The sequence below is a fragment of the Aminobacter sp. P4_D5 genome, from assembly GCF_056401815.1.
In genome coordinates, this window is the sequence record NZ_JBFUIP010000503.1 from 1 (window position 1) to 881 (window position 881).

Annotated in this window: 2 protein-coding genes; one reads left to right on the plus strand and one right to left on the minus strand. The window is 67.0% G+C overall.

Features of this window, described 5'->3' with window-relative positions; translation table 11 throughout:
* Positions 1–203, minus strand: a 203-nt coding sequence (locus AC1DWF_RS33080; RefSeq protein WP_476842736.1) for a hypothetical protein, incomplete at its 3' end; no start/stop codon positions are given.
* Between the two features lie 97 nt (positions 204–300).
* On the opposite strand from AC1DWF_RS33080, the gene AC1DWF_RS33085 reads away from it, so the two are divergent.
* A partial coding sequence (locus AC1DWF_RS33085; protein ID WP_476842737.1) for a fumarate hydratase occupies positions 301–881 on the plus strand: 581 nt, incomplete at its 3' end.

Here is an 881-nt window from a genome sequence, read left to right on the forward strand (position 1 = left end):
ATGCTGATGCGCAGGCTGCCGGTGTCGTCCATGCCGAAGCGGCCGGCGGTGAAGGTCAGGGTGAAGCTGGCGAAGCTCCCCGCCTCGACCGGCCCCTCGGGCGAGAGGGTGACGGTGCCCACCTCGGCGGCGCGGTAGTCGGTGAAGTGGGCGGTGTGGCCGGCATGAGCGTCAGGCAGGTCGAGGTGACGGGGGCGATCCATATCGGAAGCGTTGCAGAGCGGTCCTATGCCCGCAAGCGGGCTGACGCCGCATTCGGCCTGCGCTATGGGTTGTTACGAAGACTTGTGGATGGTTCCCATGCCCCTCGATGCTCCCGTCCGGCCCGCCGGCTATTCCTTCAGCACGATGTTCCCGCTCGGCGCGGACACGACGCCCTATCGAAAGCTTCCCATCGAGGGCGTCACCGCCGTCGAGGTCGACGGCAAGCGCGTGCTGCGCATCCCGCCCAAGGTGCTGGAGGAGTTGGCCTTCACCGCCTGCCACGAGGTCTCGCACCTGCTGCGGCCCGCGCATCTCGCCCAGCTCCGCAAGATCCTGGACGATCCCGAGGCCAGCGCGAACGACCGCTTCGTGGCGCTCGACCTGCTGAAGAACGCCAACATCTCCGCCGGCGGCGCGCTGCCCATGTGCCAGGACACCGGCACGGCCATCGTCTTCGGCAAGAAGGGCCAGCGCGTCTGGGTCGAGGGCGACGAGGAGGAGGCGATCAGCTACGGCGTCGCCCGCACCTACACCGAGACCAACTTGCGCTACAGCCAGATGGCGCCGCTCTCCATGTTCGAAGAGGTGAACACCGGCAACAACCTGCCCGTGGACTTCACCATCCTGGCCAATCCCGGCGACTACAAGGCCGACGAGTTCCACATGATGTTCGTGCT